General features: G+C 36.3%; 17 protein-coding genes, 4 pseudogenes, 1 riboswitch and 1 other annotated feature. Of the genes and pseudogenes, 17 read left to right on the top strand and 4 right to left on the bottom strand.

From position 1 onward, the window contains the following. From JCM19034_RS24455 to JCM19034_RS01535, 9 genes and pseudogenes are all read left to right on the top strand, one after another. Positions 1 to 690, top strand: coding sequence for a D-alanyl-D-alanine carboxypeptidase family protein (locus JCM19034_RS24455; protein ID WP_370621770.1), 690 nt, complete (start codon positions 1 to 3; stop codon positions 688 to 690). Beyond that, positions 687 to 1,280, top strand: a complete 594-nt coding sequence (locus tag JCM19034_RS01500; RefSeq protein ID WP_062046710.1) for a nucleoside recognition domain-containing protein — start codon at positions 687 to 689, stop codon at positions 1,278 to 1,280. Before JCM19034_RS24455 ends, JCM19034_RS01500 begins: the two co-directional genes overlap by 4 nt. Further along, positions 1,280 to 1,813 (top strand): spore maturation protein, encoded by a 534-nt coding sequence (locus JCM19034_RS01505; RefSeq protein ID WP_062046712.1) that lies wholly within the window; start codon positions 1,280 to 1,282, stop codon positions 1,811 to 1,813. Before JCM19034_RS01500 ends, JCM19034_RS01505 begins: the two co-directional genes overlap by 1 nt. 180 nt (positions 1,814 to 1,993) lie before the next feature. Beyond that, positions 1,994 to 2,722, top strand: coding sequence for a pseudouridine synthase (locus tag JCM19034_RS01510; RefSeq protein WP_062046714.1), 729 nt, complete (start codon positions 1,994 to 1,996; stop codon positions 2,720 to 2,722). A 76-nt stretch (positions 2,723 to 2,798) separates the two neighbouring features. Continuing rightward, the gene (gene resA / locus JCM19034_RS01515) at positions 2,799 to 3,329 is read left to right on the top strand and encodes a thiol-disulfide oxidoreductase ResA (protein ID WP_062046716.1); all 531 of its coding nucleotides are present in this window, start codon (positions 2,799 to 2,801) and stop codon (positions 3,327 to 3,329) included. 15 nt (positions 3,330 to 3,344) lie between these two features. After that, positions 3,345 to 4,979: pseudogene (locus tag JCM19034_RS01520) on the top strand (cytochrome c biogenesis protein ResB). A gap of 36 nt (positions 4,980 to 5,015) precedes the next feature. Further along, on the top strand, positions 5,016 to 6,206 hold the full coding sequence (gene ccsB / locus JCM19034_RS01525) for a c-type cytochrome biogenesis protein CcsB (RefSeq protein WP_062046719.1): 1,191 nt from the start codon (positions 5,016 to 5,018) through the stop codon (positions 6,204 to 6,206). Positions 6,207 to 6,296: 90 nt separating this feature from the next. Continuing rightward, a complete protein-coding gene (locus tag JCM19034_RS01530; protein ID WP_062046721.1) occupies positions 6,297 to 7,013 on the top strand; it encodes a response regulator transcription factor in 717 nt (238 codons plus the stop codon). Next, a complete protein-coding gene (locus tag JCM19034_RS01535; protein WP_062046722.1) occupies positions 7,013 to 8,800 on the top strand; it encodes an ATP-binding protein in 1,788 nt (595 codons plus the stop codon). The genes JCM19034_RS01530 and JCM19034_RS01535 overlap by 1 nt, the downstream gene beginning before the upstream one ends. Positions 8,801 to 8,843: 43 nt before the next feature. On the opposite strand, the gene JCM19034_RS21470 is transcribed toward JCM19034_RS01535, so the two are convergent. Continuing rightward, positions 8,844 to 9,014, bottom strand: a complete 171-nt coding sequence (locus JCM19034_RS21470) for a hypothetical protein (protein WP_156323841.1) — start codon at positions 9,012 to 9,014, stop codon at positions 8,844 to 8,846. A gap of 9 nt (positions 9,015 to 9,023) precedes the next feature. After that, positions 9,024 to 11,290, bottom strand: a pseudogene (metE, locus tag JCM19034_RS01540) (5-methyltetrahydropteroyltriglutamate--homocysteine S-methyltransferase). 129 nt (positions 11,291 to 11,419) lie between these two features. Continuing rightward, positions 11,420 to 11,615, bottom strand: a riboswitch (cobalamin riboswitch). A 160-nt stretch (positions 11,616 to 11,775) separates the two neighbouring features. On the opposite strand from metE, the gene JCM19034_RS01545 reads away from it, so the two are divergent. From JCM19034_RS01545 to JCM19034_RS01565, 6 genes and pseudogenes are all read left to right on the top strand, one after another. Continuing rightward, on the top strand, positions 11,776 to 12,369 hold the full coding sequence (locus JCM19034_RS01545) for a cob(I)yrinic acid a,c-diamide adenosyltransferase (protein ID WP_062046724.1): 594 nt from the start codon (positions 11,776 to 11,778) through the stop codon (positions 12,367 to 12,369). Positions 12,370 to 12,551: 182 nt separating this feature from the next. Next, a pseudogene (locus tag JCM19034_RS23855) lies at positions 12,552 to 13,363 on the top strand (spore germination protein). Positions 13,364 to 13,368: 5 nt separating this feature from the next. Then, positions 13,369 to 13,998 carry a spore germination protein gene (locus JCM19034_RS23860; RefSeq protein ID WP_269431646.1) on the top strand — a complete coding sequence of 210 codons (630 nt, stop codon included), beginning with the start codon at positions 13,369 to 13,371 and terminating at the stop codon, positions 13,996 to 13,998. Positions 13,999 to 14,090: 92 nt separating this feature from the next. Beyond that, a pseudogene (locus JCM19034_RS01555) lies at positions 14,091 to 15,118 on the top strand (GerAB/ArcD/ProY family transporter). Continuing rightward, positions 15,096 to 16,208 (top strand): Ger(x)C family spore germination protein, encoded by a 1,113-nt coding sequence (locus JCM19034_RS01560; protein ID WP_062046726.1) that lies wholly within the window; start codon positions 15,096 to 15,098, stop codon positions 16,206 to 16,208. Before JCM19034_RS01555 ends, JCM19034_RS01560 begins: the two are co-directional and overlap by 23 nt. 66 nt (positions 16,209 to 16,274) lie before the next feature. Then, a complete protein-coding gene (locus JCM19034_RS01565) occupies positions 16,275 to 17,039 on the top strand; it encodes a peptidoglycan DD-metalloendopeptidase family protein (protein WP_197276322.1) in 765 nt (254 codons plus the stop codon). Positions 17,040 to 17,244: 205 nt separating this feature from the next. Here the strand turns inward: JCM19034_RS01565 and serA are convergent, their stop codons facing one another. After that, the gene (serA, locus tag JCM19034_RS01570) at positions 17,245 to 18,834 is read right to left on the bottom strand and encodes a phosphoglycerate dehydrogenase (protein ID WP_062046728.1); all 1,590 of its coding nucleotides are present in this window, start codon (positions 18,832 to 18,834) and stop codon (positions 17,245 to 17,247) included. 105 nt (positions 18,835 to 18,939) lie between these two features. Then, positions 18,940 to 19,162, bottom strand: a binding site (T-box leader). 171 nt (positions 19,163 to 19,333) lie between these two features. On the opposite strand from serA, the gene JCM19034_RS22665 reads away from it, so the two are divergent. Continuing rightward, entirely contained in the window at positions 19,334 to 19,693 is a 360-nt protein-coding gene (locus JCM19034_RS22665; protein WP_231686752.1) for a LysM domain-containing protein, read from the top strand. Then, complete coding sequence (locus tag JCM19034_RS01575) at positions 19,633 to 20,382, top strand: M14 family metallocarboxypeptidase (RefSeq protein WP_231686790.1); 750 nt, start codon at positions 19,633 to 19,635, stop codon at positions 20,380 to 20,382. Before JCM19034_RS22665 ends, JCM19034_RS01575 begins: the two co-directional genes overlap by 61 nt. 43 nt (positions 20,383 to 20,425) lie before the next feature. Here JCM19034_RS01575 and JCM19034_RS01580 read toward each other — a convergent pair whose 3' ends face one another. Next, complete coding sequence (locus JCM19034_RS01580) at positions 20,426 to 20,674, bottom strand: ferredoxin (RefSeq protein WP_062046730.1); 249 nt, start codon at positions 20,672 to 20,674, stop codon at positions 20,426 to 20,428. Between the last annotated feature and the right edge of the window lie 224 nt (positions 20,675 to 20,898).

Here is a 20,898-nt window from a genome sequence, read left to right on the forward strand (position 1 = left end):
ATGTTCCAAAACCCTCATGGGCTTGATGATCATGAAGATCATTTTTCAAGTGCATATGATATGGCGTTATTAACACAGTATGCGATGAAAAGTGAGAAGTATCAAACGATTGCCTCAACGAAAAGTCATAGAGTTGATGGTGAGCAAGTGCGAGTTTGGAGAAATAAAAATCGTTTACTAACAGAGCTTTATTCGAATTCAACTGGTGGTAAAACAGGATTTACGAAACGTGCTAAACGGACACTTGTATCAACTGCACAGAAAGATGGAGATCAATATGTTGTTGTCACATTAAATGCCCCTAGCGATTGGCATGATCATATGAATTTATTTGAATGGGCTTTTGAAAATTATGATACAGAGTTAATCATTGAAGAAGGTATCGTTAAAAATATTGATCACTCTTTTGAGAATGGAAGGCTATTTGTGGAACGGTCTTTTTTCTATCCGCTAACTGAAGCGGAAAAGAAAGAAGTAGATTTAACGATTTCACTAGAAAAACCAAACGATGACAATAGAAATGGACAACATCTAAATAAGCAAGTTGTCGGTAAATATACGATTCTTCTTTATAACGAGGAGATTGGTAGCGTACCAATTTATTATGAAGCAGAAGTTGAAGAAAAAAAGAGCTTTTGGTCGATTTTTCGCAATGTGTTTTCATTATTTATTGGGGTTGAATCAATATGATTAATAAAATCTGGATGTCGATGCTCGTCATAGGAGTCATTTTTGCTGCTATTAACGGTAGGATGTCAGAGGTTAACGAAGCCATTTTTGCTGGTGCTAAAGATGCTGTTACGATCTGTATTGGCCTAATAAGTGTACTCGTTTTCTGGTTAGGGTTGATGAGGATCGCTGAGGTTGCTGGTATGTTAAGAGGATTAGCACGATTATTAGAACCGATTGTTCGAAGAATATTTCCTGAAGTTCCAAAAGGTCATCCCGCGATGGGCTATATACTATCCAATATGTCTGCTAATCTTTTTGGGTTAGGGAATGCTGCCACTCCTATGGGAATAAAAGCAATGCAACAGTTAAAAGAGCTAAATGGAAACAAAGATACAGCAAGTCGTTCTATGATTACATTATTAGCAATTAACACGGCAAGTATTACGTTAATACCAACAACTGTTATTTCAATTAGAATGAGTTATGAATCTGTGTCACCGACTGAAATTGTTGGAACCACACTCATTGCAACTTTTTGTTCAACAGTCGGAGCTCTACTTATTGATCGCTTCTTTTATTATCGGCGTCTTAGAAAGGAGCATTCATAATGGAATGGGTGACAGTCATTTCAATTTGGCTAATCCCTTTTTTAATTGCCTTAGTACTCGTTTACGGAACGTATAAACGTGTACCGACTTATGAAACATTTGTAGAAGGCGCTAAAGAAGGCTTTGGAATGGCTATTTCGATTATTCCGTATTTAGTCGGTATGTTAGTAGCCATTTCTGTTTTTCGTGCATCTGGAGCTATGGATTTTATCATCGATCTCATAAAACCGATACTGCAAACGTTAGGAGTTCCATCTGAAATAGTCCCACTCGCTTTAATTAGACCAATTTCTGGGACGGGAGCATTAGGAATGACCTCAGATTTAATTGCTACTTATGGCCCTGATTCATTTATTGGGCGATTAGCGTCAACGATGCAAGGTAGTACCGATACAACGTTTTATGTATTAACTGTTTACTTTGGTGCAGTTGGTATACGGAAAATGGGTGATGCCCTCAAAGTAGGTCTTTTAGCTGATTTAGTCGGAATTGTTGCTGCAATCATTGTTGTTAGCTATGTATTTGGAAGTTAAAATAAAAAATGTTAACTGGTTACCTTTTTGGTTATGATGAAACTAAGGTAATCAGTTTTTTGTTTTTCAAGTATTATTTAAGAAAAGTGCTGTTCGTATTTCTTAGTTCACAATATTGCAACGGTTGATTTACTTGTGAAATGAAAGCTGTACGAGTATGATGTTATATGAGGTGAACATATGGAACGTCTACAAAAAATCATTGCACAAGCAGGAGTAACGTCTAGAAGAAAAGCTGAAACGTTAATTGTCGAAGGGAAAGTTACGGTTAATGGGAAGGTTGTGCGCGAACTAGGTGTAAAAGTCACACCAAATAAAGATAAAATTGAAGTGAATGGTGTGCCAATTGATCGGGAGCAGCCTGTTTATTATTTATTGTATAAACCGAGTGGTGTAATCTCAAGTGTAAGTGATGATAAGGGTCGGCAAGTAGTGACTGATTTTATCGAGACAAAAGAGCGAGTATACCCAATCGGTCGTCTTGATTATGAAACATCGGGTTTATTATTACTGACAAATGATGGGGAATTTGCTAATCAATTAATGCACCCTAAGTTTAAGATTAATAAGGTTTATGTTGCGAAGGTGAAAGGAATACCGACAAGGGATCAGTTAAATCAATTGCAATATGGTGTCATGTTAGAAGATGGGAAAACCGCTCCAGCAAAAGTGAAAATGATGTCAATTGATAAGAAAAAGCAGACAGCGATTGTACGGTTAACGATACATGAAGGCCGTAATCGTCAAGTTCGGAGAATGTTTGAAGCAATAGGACATCCAGTCATGAAATTAAAGAGAGAAGAATATAGTTTTCTAAATTTAAAAGGAATGAATCCAGGTGATGTACGTCCATTAAAACCAATAGAAGTAAAGCATTTAAGAGAATTAGCTGTCACGAAACCGTCATAAAACATCTAATCACCCCCTATATTGAGACGTTATAATAACATAGAGTTATCTCTATTAATGGGAGGAGGATGAATAAATGAAGCAGAAGCGTTTAGTTATGCGAACAATAGTACTCGTTATAATAGGGGCTGCTCTTGCTTATACGTTTTATTCTCAATTTTTCATGGATAAAAGCATAGCAAAAGTCGGCGATGAGTCGATTAATTTTGCTTTAACGGACCTAAATGGTGAAAGAGTCGAATTAAGTGATTTTGAAGGAAAAGGTGTATTTCTTAACTTTTGGGGAACATTTTGTCCGCCTTGCGAAAAAGAAATGCCGATAATGGAAGAACTATACGATGAGTATAAAGAAAAAGGTGTTGAAATCATTGCCGTTAATGTCAATGAACCAAAATTAACGGTTGAACGATTTGCTAGTCGGTATAATTTGACGTTTCCAATCGTAATTGATAAAGGGAGATCGGTAACGAATGCTTATGGTGTTCACCCATTACCGACAACAATATTAATTAACGAGCATGGATTTGTCGAACAGGTCTTTGAAGGTGGAATGACAGAAAGTATGGTAAGAGATTTTATGGAACGGATAATACCTGAAGGACAGTAAATTGGGGTGTGGGGAATGAAACAAATCAAGTGTGAGTGTGGGCATACGAATCCAGTAGGAACGCTAGTATGTGAAGCTTGCGGAAACCCATTAGGAGAGCAGAAAGAATCAACGAAGCTGCTTGATATGAAGTATGAAGGCGTTGCTCGTCGCTCACAAACTTATACAACTACGTTCATAGATAAGATTTGGATGTTCTTTTCTTCTGTTAAAGTCGGAATTTGGATCATTGTAATTACATTATTAGCATCATCTATCGGAACGATTTTTCCGCAGGTCATGTACATACCAGGTGGAGTAAGTCCAGCTGAACATTATGAAACAGAATATGGAGTCTTTGGTAAGATATATTATGAACTTGGGTTTCATAATTTATATGGCTCTTGGTGGTATATGCTCCTTGTAGCTTCATTAGGTGTTTCTATATTAATTGCTAGTATTGATCGATTCTTCCCATTATACCGTGCATTGAAAAATCAACGAGTGACGAAAACACCGAAATTTCTTAAAAAGGCAGAGAATATACGGTTATTCGGAAGTTGCAGATCTTGATCGTAAGTTGAAAGATATTAATCAAAAATTAAAACAAAAGAAATATCGTGTTCAGTATGAAAATGGCAACATTTTGGCTGAAAAAAATCGTTTTGCTAGATGGGGACCTTACGTAAATCATATAGGCTTAATTATTTTTTTAATTGGTTGTATGCTTCGATATTTTCCAGGAATGTATGTGGATGATCATATGTGGATTCGTGAGGGGGAAACTGCTGAAATTCCCCATACAGATGGTCAGTTTTATGTTGAAAATGAGCAATTTATTATTGAAGTTTATGATGAAGAGCATGAACTGTACAGAGAAGCGTTAAATCGAGCTGAAGGAGCAATTGCTAGTAATTATCAAACAAATGCCGTATTATATGAGCGACAAGATACAGGCGTAATCGGTGATGATGCAGAATTGGTAGAAATAGAGCGCTTTCCGATCCGTGTTAACGATCCTTTAAAATTTAGTGGATATTCCCTTTATCAAATGGATTATCGTCTACATGAATTAGGATCAATGAGTTTTACATTAGAGCATAAGGAAACCGGAGAGCATTTTGGACAATTTACGATTGATCTTTCAAGTCCACAAGCTGAGTATGATCTAGGTGACGGTTATCGAGTTGGAATTCGCGAATATTTTCAAGACTTTTATATGAATAATAATGTGCCTTCAACACGTTCAAATGTACCGAATAATCCAGTATTTATTTTCGAAATGTTTACACCAGAAACACCTGAAGGAGAAGTAAGCATTGTCGGAATTCAGACAAACCATGAGCCTCTTGGAGAAAATGAGTATAAAATGACTTTCGTCGACGTTGAGACACATCATGTAACAGCATTAGTCATTAGAAAAGACTATACGTTTCCATTATTAATAATCGGTGGGGTTATCTTTATGATCGGTTTAATTCAAGGTTCATATTGGCACATCGACGTATTTGGTTTCAACAAATCGACGGGGAGTTTGTTATTGCAGGTCATACAAATAAAAACTATTTATCGTTACGAAAGGATATTGATGAAATATTGGATGGTACCGAAATTCCTTCACCTGTAGACCAACTTGAGAAGGAAGAACAAGACCAAGAAATTAATCATTAAATCATTAACTAGTAACAGCATTAAGGAGGTTAGAAAATGGTTCAATTAAGTGGTTACCTTCTATACATCGCATTCTTCCTTTATTTGGCAGCAACGATTCTTTTTGCTGTTTCGGTTACTGGAAGAAAGTGGCGTAATAAAGAGGGGGAGATGCGCGGAAATCGCTGGGCAATTTTAGGTTTCCTTGCTTCTATTTTTGCTTCCATATTTTCTATTGGTTATTTTATTACACGCTGGTATGTTGCCGGACATGCTCCTGTTAGTAACATGTATGAATATATGACCTTTTTTTCCATTGCCATTGGTCTAGCATTTATCATTCTATATGCGATTTATCGTTCAAATTATTTAGGTCTATTTACAATGCCAGTTGTGATGTTATTAATTGCCTATGCATCAATGTTTCCAGGTGAAATTTCGCCATTAATTCCATCGTTACAAAGTCATTGGCTAATGATTCATGTTATTACAGTCGCCCTTGGACAAGGGATTTTAACAATTGGGATGGCAGCTGGATTAATATACTTATTACGAACGATTGATTTCACGAAATCGAATTTACGTTCTCGTTCAATGGAGTTTATTATTTTTTGTGTGCTAAGCTTAATTGGCTTTATTGTTGCTGGTTCACTGTTTAACGCTGTACATTATGAAGCTGAGTTTAAATATATTAACGAGTTTGAAACGGAAGCTACGATCATCTATAAAAAACCTGCTCTAATAGGACCAAATCAAGGTGAGCTTATTACAGAGGGGGCTTTCTCTCCTTTCTTTAATGTTCCTGGAAACATCCGTGCTGATGATCTGAATACGGTTATTTGGTCAATTTTAACAGGGCTCATTTTATATATACTGCTTCGACTTATTTTACGAAAGCGAATCAGTGCGGCAATCCAGCCACTTTTAAAAGGAGTTAGTCCGCAATTTATTGATGAAATTAGTTACCGTGCTATTGCGATTGGATTCCCAGTTTTTACACTTGGTGGTTTGATCTTTGCTATGATCTGGGCAGAAATTGCTTGGTCCCGTTTTTGGGGTTGGGATCCAAAGGAAGTATGGGCATTGATTACGTTTTTATTCTATGCCGCATATTTACATTTAAGACTTTCAAAAGGCTGGCATGGTGAGCGTTCTGCTTGGCTATGTGTCATTGGATTTGGTATTATTATGTTTAATCTCGTATTTGTAAATTTAGTCATATCGGGGTTACATTCATATGCCCTATAATAAAAAAGGGGTGTTCCTTTATAATGGGGCACCCCTTTTAACAAAAGGTTATAGTAGAGCGGCTTTTTAGATTGAGGAGGTAGAAGACATATGGAGCAACATGCTCACATTTTGGTTGTAGATGATGAAGAGCGTATTCGTCGATTGTTAAAAATGTATTTAGAACGAGAAGATTACATTGTTGAAGAGGCTGAAAATGGTGAAGAGGCTCTAAAGCTTGCACTTGAAAAAGATTTTGATGTTATTTTATTAGATATAATGATGCCAGGAATAGATGGAATAGAAGTATGTCAAGAGTTAAGAAAATCAAAAGCTACCCCTGTTATTATGTTAACAGCAAAAGGGGAAGAAGCAAACCGGGTACAAGGCTTTGAAGTTGGAACGGATGATTATATTGTTAAGCCGTTTAGTCCTAGAGAAGTCGTGCTACGTGTAAAAGCACTGCTCCGTCGTGCATCTGCAACGAAATTTATGCAAACGGATACGCTCGCAAAAAATGTTTTAGTTTTTCAAGACTTAATGATTGATCACGATGCACATCGTGTAATGGTTTCGGAAAAAGAAATTGCACTTACTCCGAAAGAGTATGAATTACTTCATTATTTAGCTCAATCACCAGATAAAGTATTCTCTAGAGAACAGTTATTAAAAGACGTTTGGAACTATGATTTCTTTGGTGATTTAAGAACTGTCGATACACATATCAAACGATTACGCGAAAAATTAAATAAAGTTTCACCAGAAGCTGCTGCGATGATTGCAACAGTATGGGGAATTGGTTATAAATTTGAGGCACAGAAAGACTAATGCTTTGGCGTAGTGTTGTTGGTAAGCTATGGCTTACAATTATTTTACTTGTATCTGTTGTGTTGACGATTTTAATGATCCTTCTTTTACAGTCATTTGAACGTCTACATCTTAACACTGCTGAATCGCAATTAATGAATCATGCAGAGATGATTGCCTCCATGTACGAACGTTACGAGGGTGAAGAGGCGTTATATCTTATTGAAGAGTATGCTGAAACGTTTGATACGAAGCTAATATTAATAATAGAGGGAGAAAAAGTATTAAGCACGGAAACGAGCGGATCACATTATTTGGCTTTACATTCATTATACAATAATCAAATCTTAAACGATGTCTTCTCTGGTGACCATGTCGTTCAGACTGAAGGAGATTTTCCTTTTGAAAGCAACGATGAGAACTTGAATTCGGAAATTATGATCGTCGGTGTTCCAATAAAATCGGATGAGCTTGAGGAATCGGCAGTGTTTTTGTATCAATCGTTAGAAGTAATTAATGAGGCAACTGCTGAAACGAGACGCATAATTTATTTGTCTGCGGCTATAGCAATTGTTATGACGACTGTATTTGCTTTTTTTCTCTCCTCAAGGGTAACGGCTCCGTTACGAGAGATGAGGGAAATGGCCTTAGGAATTGCGAAGGGCAATTTTGAAACGAAAATCCCGATTTTAACCCATGATGAAATCGGTCAATTAGCAATGGCCTTTAACCGTATGGGAAGAGAATTAAATACGAACATCCATGCACTTAACCAAGAAAAAGAACAGCTTGCCCGTATTTTAGGAAGTATGGCCGATGGCGTCATTACGCTAAATAAATACGGAAAAGTTGTTTTAGCGAATCCACCAGCAGAACGATTTATTCAATCCTGGACTTATGAGCAAGGTCTAATGCATCAAGAGGATCAGTTACCAGATACAATTCAGTCTTTATTTGAAAAGGTTGTCTCTTTTGAAAAAGAGCAAACGACGGAAATAGAAGTACAAGGACGTAGCTGGAAGATTTTAATGACGCCTTTATATGATGAAAATGTCATTAGAGGAGCAGTTGCTGTTTTTCGTGATATGACAGAGGAACGACGTCATGACAAATTACGTAAAGATTTTATTGCGAATGTTTCTCATGAATTACGAACGCCTATTTCTATGCTCCAAGGTTATAGTGAAGCAATTATTGATGATGTTGCTCAATCAGCCGAAGAAAATAGAGAGATGGCTAAAATTATCTATGATGAATCGTTGAGAATTGGTCGCCTTGTTAATGAGCTATTAGATTTAGCTCGGATGGAAGCGGGTCATGTTGAATTACATGGCGAAACGATTGATCTACATGCCTTTGTAACAAAAATCGTACGAAAGTTTCAAGGGTTAGCGAAGGAACAGAAAATTTCACTCGAATTAGATGAAAAAACAGAAAAAGAAGTTACGTTTGATCCAGACCGAATTGAGCAAGTGTTAACGAATTTACTTCATAACGCGATTAGACATACAAGCGAAAATGGGAATGTTGTGTTGAAGGTTCGTTCATTTGATGAAGGTACGAAATTTGATGTCCTAGATACAGGAAGCGGTATTCCTGATGAGGATTTACCTTTTGTATTTGAGCGTTTTTATAAGGCAGATAAAGCGAGAACTCGTAGTAGGGGCGGAACTGGTTTAGGACTCGCTATTGCAAAAAACATCGTAGAGGCTCATAATGGACATATTTCTGTACAGAGTAAATTGAATGAAGGAACAGAATTCACCTTTTTTATTCCTAAAAATATATCGAAAGAAGATAAGGAGTAAATTATTTATGAAGCCTTACAATCAAGTAAGGCTTCTATTTTTGTTATATTATTTCTTTAAGTATCGCAAACCAACGTTCCTTTGCTTCTAACGAAACATATTGTAAATGTTCTATTAAAGTGTGCAATCCCTGTGCATCCAATTGGTAGATACAATGTTTCATGTCCTCAACATTTATTGTATCTTCAAGAAATTGAACGATTTCTTGTCGCATAGTCAGCTCCTAAGCCTGGTTTGTGACGTTTATTCTTTCTCGGGCAGTTTTTGCTGCTTCAACCATCTTCTTCAATGCTAAAATCGTTTCTTCTTCTGATCGGGTTTTTAATCCACAATCTGGATTAACCCAAAAGCGTTCCACTGGTAAAACGTTTAAAGCTCGTTCAATAATGGATAGCATTTCTGAAACCTCAGGAATTCTTGGGCTATGGATATCGTAAACACCTAAACCAATCCCTTTTGTATAAACCGTCTTTTCAAAAGCTTCAATCATTTCTCCATGACTTCGAGAAGTTTCAATCGAAATGACATCTGCATCCATATGATCAATGGCATCAATAATTTCATTAAATTCGCTATAGCACATATGAGTATGAATTTGTGTTAAATCATCTACATCAGACGTACAACGTCTGAATGCCTCAATACTCCATTGCAAATAGTCCTTTTGTTTTTCCTTTTTTAATGGCAGCCCTTCTCGTAAAGCCGGTTCGTCGACTTGAATCATCGTAATCGTTGCATTTTCAAGTGTTTGAACTTCAGTTAAAAGAGCTTCGGCAATTTGAAAGGCGATTTCTTTGTTTGAGATATCATTACGTGCAAAAGACCAATTTAGGATTGTTACAGGTCCGGTAAGCATCCCTTTTACTGGTTTATCTGTTAGAGATTGTGCGTATACGACTTCATTAACGGTCATTGGTTCAGTAAATTCAACATTCCCAAATATAATAGGTGGTTTTACACATCGAGAACCATATGATTGTACCCAACCATTTTTCGAAAAAGCAAAGCCTGATAATTTCTCACCAAAGTACTCAACCATATCATTACGCTCAAACTCGCCATGAACAAAAACGTCTAAATCTAGCTCTTCTTGAATTTGGATCCATTTCATTATAAATTCTTTGATTCGTTGATCATACTGTTCATTGGTTAGTTCACCTTTACGCCACTTTTGACGTATTTGTCGTACTTCTTTCGTTTGTGGGAAACTGCCAATGGTCGTAGTTGGTAAAGTTGGGAGTTTCCATTTTTCTTGCTGTAGATCTGCTCTTTTACTAAATTCAGTGTCCCGAGTCGTTTTTAATTGCTTTAATTTTTTTTCTTTTCGCCAATCGGATTCTCGTAAAGCTAGAATCCCTTTTTGATGTAGCTCTAATTCGGAAGCAAACTGATCTGGTTCAATCGTAAGATTTTTTAATAAGTGTAATTCCTTAAGCTTTTCATCTCCATAAGCTAATGCTTCTTTTACTAGTGAATCAATTGAATCCTCAAACTAAGGGTTACAGGTACGTGGAGTAAGCTTGATGATGGCTGTAACAGCTGTCTTGAATAAGGGACCACTTTTTCGATTTGTTTTAGGAGCATAATTGACTCTTTTAAATCTGTTTTCCAAATATTACGACCATCAATAATACCGACACCTAATATTTTTTCTTGTGGAAATCCAAATGTAGCTAACGCTTCTAAATGCTTTTCTTTTCCGTAAACAAAATCAAGTCCAATTCCTTTTACCGGTAATGAAATGAGTTCAAGATAATGATCAACACTTTCAAAATAGGTTTGAACAAGTATGTCGATGTTTGTTGCATTTGCAAGTTGTGTATAGGCTTGCTTAATGACTTGCCAATCCTCTGTAGTTAAGTCTGTTACAAACATAGGTTCATCAATCTGTACGAGCTCTGCACCTTCAGCTTTTAACTCTGATAAAACCTGTGAGTAAAGTGGGATTAATTGCGATAAAAGACTAGTGAATTCGGATTGGTCATAGCCTTTTGATAAAGATAAAAAGGTAAAAGGCCCTACGATAACCGGTTTTCCATTTATGTTAAGCTCTTCTTTTGCTTCTTTGTACGCCTTTAACGGTTTATTTTCTACTAATGTTGGTTGTGCATCTGTCCATTCAGGAACAATGTAGTGATAATTTGTATCAAACCATTTCGTCATTTCACAAGCTTGAGTTTTTCCGCCACGGGCCATTTCAAAATAGGTTTCTAGAGAAACTGGGCCACCGGTATGGTTGAAACGTTTAGGAACAATCCCAAACATTGCGGCTGTGTCCAACACATGGTCATAATACGTAAAGTCATTTACTGGTATATAGTCTACACCAAAGTCCTTTTGCTTTTTCAAATGGTGCAACCGAATCATTTTCATCTCTTTGTGCAATTGCTCTTCAGAAATTGAACCTTTCCAAAACGCTTCTAAAGCCTTTTTCCATTCACGTTGCTCCCCAATTCTAGGATACCCTAAGTTACTAGTTTTTACAGTCATCCATTTTCCTCCTCCAGTTTTTTGTTCTCATACAAAAAGGATATTATTACATAGAAGTAGTGTAATAATATCCTAATGACGCATGCCAAAATAAGCTATTATAACACCTCCCTATCTCCCGTAGGTAAAAACAGTGTTGTTGAAATAGGCAGGTCTCCTGGCTTTAGAGTCAACGTTACAATAACCTTCCCAGCATTTTGCCAGTGGTTTAAGCAATTGCAACTCATCATCTACAGTGGCGGGACCGCTTCGGAATTTCACCGAATTCCCTTTTAAACTTTGAAATTATTAGCATTTTCAAAGTACCTATTTCCACAATATGAAATTTTTTATACTTTAACGTGAAGGAGAGGAAATGTCAAGAGATTTTTTATATGTAAGAAAGTAGGTGAGGTGTATTAAAGCGTACTATTTATTTAGTTTCTCAATGAAAGTGAGTTACATTTGATGTATACTAATGAAAAACGAGAGGAAGATGAGATTTTATGAAGTTGTATACTCGTACAGGAGATCAAGGAAAAACAAGTGTTATAGGTGGACGAGTGTTTAAAAACAATAAAAGAGTTCAAGCATATGGGACTATTGATGAATTAAATGCATTTGTAGGTCAAGTGATTACGCAATTGAAAGGGAAGGAATTTAAAGAAATTAAGAAAGAATTAGAGATTATTCAACATGAGTTGTTTGACTGTGGAGGAGATTTGGCAATTGTGAAAGTTACTGAGAAAGTTACGTACAAAACAACTCAGCAAATGATCGATCAATTAGAGGAGAAAATAGATACGTACATAAAAGAAGCACCACCAATTGAACGATTTATTTTGCCAGGTGGTTCAATTCCAGCAGCAACATTACATATTTGTCGTACAGTTGCTAGAAGAGCTGAACGTGAAATAGTTAATATGTTGACTGAAGAGGAAGAGTTTAATCTTTATGTACTGAAATACTTGAATCGCTTATCTGATTATTTCTTCGCTTTAGCACGAGTTGTAAATGCAAAGTTAGAAGTAAAGGATATAGAATATATTCGGGGGACATCAGTTTTTAACAACGTAAATAAAATCGCGGATGATGAATAGTGTACAGAGCTTTATAGGTGAATCGCACCTATAAAGCTCTATTTCTTTTTGGTTGGTACGCATAATATCGCTTTCCTCTTTTCATACTAACGATAACGTGAGTATATAGGTGGGTGAAAGAAGTGCTTAGTAGATGGCTTTTATCTAAAAGAAAACAAAATAACTCGCATCCATTAGAGAGTATGTTATCTCTATTCAAGCAGTCGGAGGACTTTGTTGAAGAAGAATATACTTTAAACGAAAAAGTGTTTTATCTCGCTTATTACGAACCTCTCATTGATATGAAGCAGTTAAATGAAAACGTATTAAAAGCCCTACAAGAGCTACAAGATGATCCGAAATTGTATACACTTGAAGATATTAAAGACGTGATCCCAATGATTAAATCAGATTGGATTACGAATAGTGATGATTTGAGAGAAAAGGTCATGCAAGGATTTGTCGTTATTTATGATCAGTCTGCTCCTAATCGTTGCTTCGCTATTGAAGTTAGTCAACATTTTAATCGTTCTGTTTCACCACCAGAAACAGAATTTAGTGTTTCAGGTCCACAAGAAGCCTTTATTGAAGCAATAGATACGAACATAAATTTAATCAGGAAACGTTTACCGATTCCGCAATTTCAAATTAAAGAATTAAAAGTTGGGAAAATAACCCAAACACGAGTAGTAATCATGTACATAGAGGGAATTGCGGATCCTGTCAATATTCAAACGGTTACACAAAGGCTAGAATCCATTGAAATTGATCAGGTAATTGATGCAAATGCACTTTCTCAGATGATTATTGACCAATCGATGTCTATTTTTCCTCAATTAATTCATACAGAACGACCTGAAAGGGTTGCCGCAGTATTAACCGAAGGAAGGTAGCATTTATGACGGACGGTTCTCCAGATGCGATAATAGCTCCGGCGAGTCTCGTTGAGTTTTTCTCTTCCTTAGAGGATTATTATTTACATTGGCAAATTGCTTCTTTTTTTAAGGCTACTTAGATTCGGTGCTGTTCTGTTTTTCTGTTTTTGCTACACCGATTTATGTTGCCGTTTTAACGTTTCATTATGAGCTTATTCCAAGAGATTTACTAGCAACAATTATTGCTTCAAGAAGTAATATTCCATTTCCACCGATTATTGAAGCCATCTTTTTAGAATTAACAATTGAGCTTTTACGTGAAGCCGGTGCAAGATTACCAACAAAAGTAGGACAAACAATTGGGATCGTTGGGGGGATTGTTATCGGGCAAGCATCAGTTGAAGCAGGTTTAACAAGTAACATTCTCCTCATTATCGTCGCATTAGCGGCACTTGCTTCTTTTACGACACCCATATATCAAATGGGCAATACAATTCGGGTCATCCGCTTTCCAATTTTGTTTATGGCTGCTTTTTGGGGTGCAATTGGTGTTGCGTTTTGTGGTTTGTATATTTTGATCCATTTAGTAAGGCTTACATCAATTGGTAGACCTTATTTAGAACCTATTTTCCCGCCTAGAATGGTTGATTGGAAGGATGCATTTATTCGTTTACCATTTAACAGAATGTCAAAAAGACCGATATTTATGCGCCCCCTTGATAGTGGTCGCTTTAATTTTAAACGAGCAACACATAAAAATGACATTGATGAGTAGGGGGGAAATGCATGAAGCCAATTAAAGAGCAATATTTAGTTTCAGGGTTTTTGGCATTATTTCTGATTCATTCCGTTCAAGTCGGTGTTGGTATGTTAGGTTTTCAAAGGACAGTTGTCAAAGTTGCTGGCTATGATGCATGGATTTCAATTTTAATTTCAGGTATTTCGTTACATCTCATCGTAGCTTGCATGTATTTATTATTGAAGCGTTCTGATGGTGACTTAATGCATATACATGAACAATTGTTCGGTAAATGGTTAGGGAAGGCACTAAGCTTTCTTGTTGCACTATATTTTATCGGGTTGACGATCACTGTATTACGATCATATGTTGAAATCGTTCAAGTATGGGTATTTCCTGATTTATCGACATGGGGAATTACACTTATCGCAATGGTTTTCTTCTATTATGTCGTGTCTGGAGGATTTCGTACGGTTGTTGGTTTAGCGTTTTTTGGAGTGATCATACCGATACCTTTATTTCTAACGCTTGTATTGCCATTAGAATACGCTCAATTCATTAACATGTTGCCGATTATGAAGCATTCTGTAGAGGAGCTATTTCTTGGAGCAAAAGAAGCTACGTTAAGTTTCATAGGAGTAGAACTCCTCCTCCTTTTTTACCCATTCTTAAAAAATAAAGAAGATACTCAAAAATGGTCTCAACTAGGAGTTTTTTAACAACCTTTAATTATTTAGTGATAATGATTGTTAGTTTAGCCTTTTACAGTGAGGAACAGTTGAATAAAACAATCTGGGCAACTTTAACGTTATTTAAAGTTGTTCAATTGCCTTTTTTAGAACGTTTTGAGTATGTAGGTATTTCGTTGTGGATGTTTTTAATTGCACCAAATATAGGAGTGCTCTTGTGGGCTGCCTCTAGATGTGGAAAAGAAGTATTTAAGATGAGTCAAAGGAAGGCTTTGATTATCGCAATCATTATAACAGGAGCTGTCTGCCTGATGCTCCCATCTCGTGAGGAAATTAAAATGTACAATAATATCATTGGTGATGTAGGCTTTTACTTTATATACGTATATATTCCGTTCTTAACGGTATTACAAACACTCGTATTGAAATTAAGGAGGAAGAGCCATGGGCAGAGTACTTCGCTTTAGCTACTTATTCCTATTTTTATTAATTCTAACTTCTTGTCTAGAAACGAGTGTCGTTGATGAGGTGTCTCTTATACGAGTAATTGCCATTGATAAATCAGATCAAGAGGAATTTGTAAAGATCACAGTTAACTTTCCTACCTTTGTTGAACAAGGGGAAGAAAGCTTGTTACAACAAGGGACCATTTCTGCAGAAGGGCAAACGACAAAAGGTACAAATATTTTACTCAATCGACGCTCACAAAAGCCATTGAAATATGGACAAGCACGAATTATGTTGTTTGGTGATGAGTTAGCAAAACAAGGAGTTGAACCTTTTTTAGATAGTATGTATCGTGATCCCTCAGTTGGAAATAGAATATTGCTTGGGGTAGTTGCAGGAAATCAGGCAGGGAAAATGTTAGAAATCGAAATGGGGGGGGGAGAATTGGCTGGTGTGTTTATTCCCGATTTGGTTCAGCATAATATGGATTTAAATACGATCCCAATGACAAATATGCATCAATTTTTATTTAGCATGTATAATGACGGAAGAGATCCCTTTGCTCCAATTTTAGGCATTAAAGAAGATCATCCTCGTATTGTTGGTACAGCATTGTTTTCCGGTCAGTATTATCATTCTGACATTGGCTTAGATGAGTCATTTCTTTTAAAAACGTTAACGTCTGTAACAAGAAGAGCGACGAAACAATTTGAAATACTAGATGAGGAAGGTAATTCAGTTTATATAGTTATTGAAAAAATTAATAGTAATGTAAAGAGAAATGTTGACAAAACGGGGGAAAGTCCTCTGTTCATTTTCGACATTCATATTGATGGTGAGATTCAAGACGATAGTGGACAATTTAATTTTGAAAATACTGAAATTGTAGAGTACTATGAAAAGAAAATTAGTGAAAAGCTTGAAGCACAAATAATCGATATGCTTGAACGTTTCAGAGATCAAGATATCGATCCAGTAGGGATCGGAGAATTGTATCGAAGCAAAACGAGAGATTGGGATGCATCATTGTGGCGTGAAACGATTTACCCGTCTGCACGTTTCGATGTACGCCTCAATTTGGACATAGTTCAATCCGGCGTTGTTGAATAAAAAGCATAAAATCGGTCAAGCTTCATATGATAGTACAGTCATTGTCAAAGTTTGGAGGAGGATATAATGATCGATATAATAAAAAGGTTATGTATTGTATTAGGGATTGCTACTTTTTTAGGTATTTTATTTTTCAGCACAACTTATACAATTGCAGCCGAGACGGAAAATGTGCCAACCGAGTGGAAGGAAAATTTCATTTGGCCAACAGTCGGTGAAATAACAGATTTTTTTGGAACGAGAGATGGCTACCATTACGGAATTGACATCGCTGCAAATGAAGGAACATATGTCGTGGCAGTAACTAATGGAGTCGTTTCACGTTCCTATTATTCTGATACATACGGAAATGTAGTATTTATTAATCATGACGATGAGATGGAGACCGTATACGCTCATCTTCATGAACGTTTAATAGAAGAAGGACAACCTGTCGTTGAAGGACAATTAATTGGTACCGTAGGATCAACAGGACGTTCTTCAGGAAATCATTTACACTTTGAAGTTCATCATGCAAGTTGGAATGTAGATAAATCAGAGGCCATTGACCCATTAATTGTTTTATCGCAAGAGCCAGAGCATATATATGCTTCATTACAGCCGAAACGTGGAGAAGCGGTCCCAGCTAGTTCTCATCAAAATGAAGCAGCTAATAAGACAATAACTGTACAAAAAGGAGATACGCTTTGGAGCTTGGCAAATTCCAATGGTGTAACGATTGATCAAATAATGGAATGGAATGAGTTGAATAATGAACTCATTTATGTAAATCAACAACTACATTTATATCCAGCGAGAACGGTACATAATGTAAAAAAGGGGACACGCTAACAGCGATTGCAAATCATTATGAAAAACAGTCGAACACGTGATGGAATTAAATTCATTGGAATCAGACGAAATTATTGTAGGAGAAGATTTATTTATCGATCATGATTAATAGAATAGCGATACTTATGTAATGAGCTAGTTGCTAATCTTACTAAAAAAAGAAAATGACGAAAACATTCCGTCATTTTCTTTAAAAGCTATAATATTAACATTCAATTGTATCAGCAAAGTGTATATCTTCAATTTGCAGTAGGTCATCAATAACAGATTGATCGACAAGTTTATCAACAGCAACCATCATGATAGCTTCGCCGCCTTCTTCTTTTCGGCCTACTTGCATTGTTGCGATATTGACGTCATGCTTTGCTAATAATTGTCCCATACGGCCGATGACACCAGGTCGGTCATTATGTTGAATGTAAATAAGATGACCTTCTGGTGTAAAGTCTACATTGAAACCATTAATATTGACAATTCGCGGACCGTATTCTTTAATAAACGTTCCTTTTAGCTCAAATGTTCGGTCTTCACCTCGAACAACAGCATGAATAATATTAGCATAGCCATACGTTTGACTCATCGTTTTTTCACCAAAAGTAATGCCGCGCTCTTTGGCAATTAAACTGGCATTTACATCATTGACACCAGCATCAACACGAGGCTGTAAAAAGCCTGCCATCAAGCTGCGCGTAATAATAGATGTTTCTAAATCAGTTACTGAGCCACCATATTGAACGTCAATTTCTTGAACAGGTGTACGCATAACTTGTGAAAGGATATTTCCCATTTTTTTCGATAAATCATAAAATGGTTTCACTTTGCTGTAAACTTCTTTCGATAATGTAGGCAAATTAATTGAATTACTTACAGGCTCGCCTTGTAAGAAGCGCAATACTTCTTCTGAGACTTGTGCAGCTACATTCAATTGTGCTTCTAAAGTAGAGGCGGCAATATGTGGTGTAGCAATTACACCCGGGTAAGACATTAATTCTTGATCGACAACGGGTTCTTCTTCGAATACATCTAATGCGACACCAGCAACATGTCCATTTTCTAAATAAGTTTTTAGTGCTTGCTCATCAATAATACCGCCACGAGCACAGTTAATTAAGAATACACCTTTTTTCGTTTTGGCGATATTCTCCATGCCTAAAAGGCCTTTTGTTTCTTTTGTAAGTGGTGTATGAACCGTTATAATATCAGCTTCGGCAAGGACCTCATCAAGTGATGCCGTTGTTACACCAACCTTTTCTGCACGCTCTTTTGTTAAAAATGGATCAAATACGAGTAATGACATTTCAAATGCCTTTGCCCGTTTCGCTAATTGGGTACCAATACGTCCAAAGCCGATGATACCAAGTGTTTTACCACGTAATTCAAAACCTTGAAATGCTTTACGATTCCACTCACCAGCCTTAATGGATGCATACGCTTGAGGAATATTCCGCATTAATGACATCATCATTGCAAATGTATGTTCAGCAGTTGAAATCGTATTACCATCAGGAGCGTTGATAACAACAACACCATGCTTTGTTGCGGCATCTAAATCAATATTATCTACCCCAACACCAGCACGTGCAACAATTTTTAAATTCGGCATTTTTGCTAACAGATCTGCATTAACAGTTGTTGCACTACGAACAAGTAATGCATCAAAAATTGTTAAATCTTCGACATCATTTACATTTTTTTCAATACAACGAACATTGCTACTTTCTAGTAAAGGTAAAAGTCCTTCTTTACTCATGCTGTCAGAAACTAAAATATGGAAAACAGCTTCATCTTTGTTCATTCTCTACACTCCTCATTGATTTTTATAATTAGAAACCGCTAAAAGCGTCTTTCTTAAACAAATGAAAGCGTTACAACAAAAAACCTTCAGCACACGACGTGTGTCGTGAGGGGCGGAAGGTTGTAACCGCGGTGCCACCCTCATTTTTGCTTAACGCAACTTAGTGAGAATCATCTCAAAGATAACGGTTTAACCGTATGTACCTACTAAAATGGTTCAGTACATGAACTCCGAAGGGCTTACTAAAAAGGAACCAAACTAGTTCTCAGCAACCACTAGCTCTCTGAAATTGGTTTCACATTCCGTTTTTCTTCATCATCGTTTCTGTTATGTATAAGTAACTATTTTTTATTTAATAATGTAGGATAAAAAATAGTATTAATTGTTTGATAATTTAACATAAACGTTACCACTATGTCAATTAGTGTTTAAAAGAAACAAGTGTAAAGAGCATAAATGACAATGAAAAACATATATAACTAGGGAAGGAGGAAAAAAAATGTTACATATTGTTCAATATGGCGAGACAATTAGGAAAGTTGCTTTTCAATATGGCATTCGTCCTGTCGATATTTTGTTATTTAATCGTGATGTTTATTCAGAGAATCAATATTTGTATCCAGGTATGAAATTATATGTTCCTAAAGATTCAGTGAAAAATGATCAAATGGATTGGGAAGGATTGACAGAATTTAACCAATTTGACTTAGAGCGTTCCATTCCAAAGCTACAAAATAATGGAGTGAAAAGTGAGGTGATTGGGTATTCTGTCATGAATAAGCCATTTACGCCTTTACAATCGGAAGCGGGAAGAAAAAAGTATTTTATTCAGGTGGCTGGCATGCGAATGAATGGTTAACAAGTAAATTATTGTCGTATTTTATGTACTTATTAGCAGAAAAAAAGAGCAGAAACGAAACTTGGTATGATTATAATATTAAACATATATTAGAAGATGTGACATTACTTGTTGTTCCGATCGTTAATCCGGACGGAATAGAATTGGTTCAGCAAGGAATTTATAAGGATCATCCTTTTTACAAAAAAGTTCTTGATATCAATAAAGGGATGAAGAGCTTTGATCATTGGTCTAGCAATATTAGAGGAGTTGACCTTAATCACCAATGGCCAGCAGGTTGGGAAAAAGAAGCAGAGGAAAGCCCTAAAGTCCCTTGGTCAAGGTATTATAGTGGGGAAAAACCATTATCAGAACCTGAAGCCAAGGCCATTTATCACTTTACAAACAAACATCAATTTGATTATGTATTAGCTTTTCATTCACAAGGACAAGTTATATATTGGGGCTACAATGATTTTGAACCAGAGGTTAGTGAAGATATGGTTAAGCGACTTTCCTACGTTAGCTCCTATGTTCCGGTTAAAACAGCTGATAGCGATGGAGGCTATAAAGATTGGTTTATACAACATTTTAGAAGACCAGGGTTTACTATTGAAGTTGGGGTAGGTGTAAACCCTCTATCACCACGTCATTTTGCAGAGGTATGGTCAAATAATTGTCTACTCGCATTGGAAGGATTGTCACTGTAATAACAAAAGGTCATCATTGAGATGACCTTTTGTTATGTGAATGTTATTCAAATTTAAGTGGATCACCATCAAATGATTCGTCTGCAACTTTAATGGAGTCGGTAGGACAACCTTCAAGAGCATCAATCATATCTTCTTCTAATTCATCTGGAACTGCAGCTGTTCCTTGATTATCATCTAAAATGACAAATGCAATCCCTTCATCATCATAATCATAAATGTCTGGTGCTGCAGCACCGCATGCACCACAAGCAATGCACGTATCTTTATCAACAATTGTATATTTCGCCATTTTTCAAAACCCTCCATTTTATCTATATCTATACTACCTTATCCAAAGCAACGAATAAGTGTTCTTTTATAACAATGTTGAATAAGTTTCCCTAATGACTTATTGTAAAACGTAATAGTCAACATTTCAACATATTCGTTCAAAAATAGTTAATCGTTTTTATTTTGTCACAATCTGATCGAATAATGATCTTTTATTCCTTCTTGTGATTACGAATAATTGAG

This window comes from Bacillus sp. JCM 19034, from assembly GCF_001310635.1.
In the GTDB taxonomy this organism is placed as follows: Bacteria; Bacillota; Bacilli; order Bacillales; family Bacillaceae_D; genus Halalkalibacter.